The 2927-nt window shown below is 69.7% G+C and carries 4 protein-coding genes; all 4 read right to left on the bottom strand.

Going from position 1 to position 2927, the window contains the following annotated elements; genetic code table 11:
- Positions 1-190: 190 nt before the first annotated feature.
- Genes VMD50_RS06255 through VMD50_RS06240 form a run of 4 tightly spaced genes read right to left on the bottom strand, consistent with a single transcriptional unit; the run spans position 191 to position 2863 of the window.
- Positions 191-691, bottom strand: coding sequence for a pilus assembly PilX family protein (locus VMD50_RS06255; RefSeq protein WP_325425917.1), 501 nt, complete (start codon positions 689-691; stop codon positions 191-193).
- Between the two features lie 11 nt (positions 692-702).
- Positions 703-1707 (bottom strand): prepilin-type N-terminal cleavage/methylation domain-containing protein, encoded by a 1005-nt coding sequence (locus VMD50_RS06250; RefSeq protein WP_325425915.1) that lies wholly within the window; start codon positions 1705-1707, stop codon positions 703-705.
- The gene (locus VMD50_RS06245; RefSeq protein ID WP_325425914.1) at positions 1704-2171 is read right to left on the bottom strand and encodes a type IV pilus modification PilV family protein; all 468 of its coding nucleotides are present in this window, start codon (positions 2169-2171) and stop codon (positions 1704-1706) included. Before VMD50_RS06245 ends, VMD50_RS06250 begins: the two co-directional genes overlap by 4 nt.
- Complete coding sequence (locus tag VMD50_RS06240) at positions 2159-2863, bottom strand: pilus assembly FimT family protein (RefSeq protein ID WP_325425919.1); 705 nt, start codon at positions 2861-2863, stop codon at positions 2159-2161. The genes VMD50_RS06245 and VMD50_RS06240 overlap by 13 nt, the downstream gene beginning before the upstream one ends.
- Positions 2864-2927: the final 64 nt, after the last annotated feature.

Below are 2927 nucleotides of genomic sequence, written 5' to 3'. Positions count from 1 at the left end.
CACGTTGGGCGCGACCGCGGTGCTGAAGAGAGCGGTGTCGTCCGTGGCGCCGGTGGTGGCGGCCCGGGCACCCGCGAGGGGTGCTCCCAGAGCCGCCAGCAGCGCGAGCGCCGCGATCGCCCGATTGCGGTGGATGGCCTTCATGCCGCTCTCCTCGCCCCCTCCAGGGTTTGGGACTCTCGAATCGCGATCAGTACGAGTTGCCGCCGGGAAGGCTCTTGGTCGCCATCACGTCGAGCCGCGACGTCGCCTGGTCCGGCGTCTGGCCCTCGACCTGGACACGCCACAGCGTGTTGAACCACTGCTGCTGGCCTTCGTTCAGGGCGTTGCCGCTCGAGGTGTCGCGCGCGCCGGCGTTCTGATACAGGATCGCCTGGCCCCCGACGGCGGCGGGGTCGCCGAAGTACATCGGCTGCCCGCTCGGGAAGATCGTGGTGTCGCCGAGCGTCACCGCGGCCGCCTGGTTCGGGAACTGGATCTGCGCGTTGGTCGCGAACACGCCCGTGCGCAGGCGTTCCTTCGCGTCGGCCACGCCCGCCTCCGCGGCGTAGAACGCCAGGCTCTCCCGGTTCTGATAGCCCGCGACCTGCTGATCCCGGGTCACCGTGTCGAGCGCCGCCATGCCGATCATCCCCAGCAGGACGAGGATCAGCATCGTCACGATCAGCGCCGAGCCGGCCTCGCTTCGCATCGCCTTCTCCCTCATGACGCCAGGCCCCGGAAGCCCACGTTGCGGAGCCGCACCGAGGTGGTGTGGACGCGGCGGCGATAGGAGTCGTTGGCGGCCGCCGCGGCGCGGTTCTCGGTCGCCTGGAACAGGCCCTCGACGTCGCTGGGATCGGCCTGGCTGGTGCGCGTGACCACGTTGATCCGGATCTCGCGCAGCGTCCGGTTGTCCCAGGCAGACGACAGGTACTGCGTGCCGGGGCTGCCCGGGTTCTCTGCGGCCGGCGCGCCCATCTGCCCGTCGCCGTTGACGTCGAAGAAGAATGCGACCTGCAGGTCCTCGACGTCGTTGGCCAGGAGCCGCCCGTCGCGGGTCAGCGAGGGCGACGCCGGGTTGGTGACCGCGTCGATGGCGTAGACGTGCGCGGGGACCACGATGATGCGGTCGGTCGCGCCGGGTGCCGACATCGTGGTCTTGAAGTCGATGCGGAGCTGGTTCGCGCCCGGGTTGACGCTCGACACCGTCCCGCACGCGGTGCCCTTCTGCGGATTGTCGGCGTCGACCACGATCACGCCGCCGTTCGGCTGGAAGTCCGCGTCGGCCACGCCGTCGTTGTTGGTGTCGTAGTAGGCGCTGCCATCCAGCACGACGTTGTCCACCGATACCGTCTGTAGGCCGGTGTTCGCGGCGGTGAAGCCACCCGTGACCGTCGCTCCGAGCTGGGACCGGGTCTGGTTGATCGGATTGATCGCGTCCTCGTCGGTGACCCAGAGCGTGTCGGGGCCGTTGATCTGGTCGGTCGCGCAGGTCGCCGCCCCTTCGGGCACCAGGAAGCCGCTCGCCCGGATGTCGTGCTCCAGGAGGTTCGCGACGGCGCGCATGTTCTGTTGCGCCTCGGTGGTCTGGTCGACCACCGTGTAGGCGTGGTTCTGCGCCACGAAGGTCTGCATCACCGCAGCCACCACCAGGCCGAGGATGCCGAGGGCGATCATCAGCTCCACGAGCGAGAAGCCGCGGCGCCGTCGAGGTGCGCCGTTCACGACTGGGTCCTCAGGTCGTTGTGCATGTAGGTCGAGAGGATCAGCGTGCGATTCGGACGGTTCGGCTCGTTCCAGGTGACCTGCACGTCGATCGCCTTGATCTCGTTGGGCGTCACGTCGGTGATGCGGTACTGGATGTTGTAGGTCTGCTCGACCTGCGCGGCCGGGTTCGCCTGGATCGTCGTCTGGAGCTGCGCGCCCACGGTCCCCGCCACCCAGCCCGCGGTCTGCAACAGCGCCGGATCGCCGAAGCTCATGCGCTGCAGCTGCTCGATCTGGGTGTGGGCGATGGCGGCCGCATCGGTGGTGTGGCGCCCGGTCGAGCCGCCCCGCATCGCGTAGAGCTGCGCGGCGGTCACGGCGAGCAGCCCGGTGGCGAGGATACCCATCGCGACCACCACCTCCAGCAAGGTGAAGCCGCCGCGGGGCCGCGCGGGCCGCGAGCGAGCGATCAGTTGGTCCATGCGTTCACCCCCGCGTTCCAGACGTGCACCTTCACGCCGCCGAGCGGCGACAGCACGACCGCGTAGTCTCGACTGCCGTTGGTGATGTAGACGCCGCCGCCGCCGCTACCGACGCCGCCGAGCGTGCAGGCGGCGTCGAAGCCGACCGGGATCCCGTCCGGGCGGAACATCACCCACGTGGTGTTGGGGCCGCCGGGGCGCGTGGTGAAGGTCGAGCCGCTCGCCGGATTGCCGCCTCCGACGTCGCCCGGCGCCACCGCTCCGGCGGAAAGGCTGAATCCCCACGAGACCCCTGTCGCGGGCGAGACGGGGTACTCCAGCGATTCCGGTCCCGCGTCGTAGACGCAGTTCGAGAGGGCGGACGTGCGGTCGTCGAGGATCGCGACCGGCCACGGCGCACCATTGGGCGCGACACCGAGCCCGGTGCCTTTCGGGTCTGTGGCCGCCGGGTTGCCTGCGGTGAGGTAGACGATGTGGGGGTCGCCGGTGCGAATCGCCTCTGCCTGCGCGATGCGGAACGCATTGGCGACGTCGCGCGCCGCGTCCCTCGCGCGCTGGTTGGAGAAGTACTGCTCGAGCTTCGGCGCGCTAACGGCGGCCATGATCCCGATGATCGCGATCACGACGACCATCTCGAGGAGCGTGAAGCCCTCGCGCCGCCTTCGATCGCTTGCCCGAGCGGATTCGCACATGGCGAGCGGTCGTTGGAGCAAGCCGTGTGCCAGGCCCGGCCTCATACACAACCCCCTGTCAGAG

It is taken from the genome of Mycobacterium sp. (assembly GCF_035506235.1).
In the GTDB taxonomy this organism is placed as follows: Bacteria; Actinomycetota; Actinomycetes; order Mycobacteriales; family Mycobacteriaceae; genus Mycobacterium.
The sequence above is the reverse complement of the archived record's forward strand: the minus strand, read 5'-3'. Positions and strand labels throughout refer to the sequence as shown.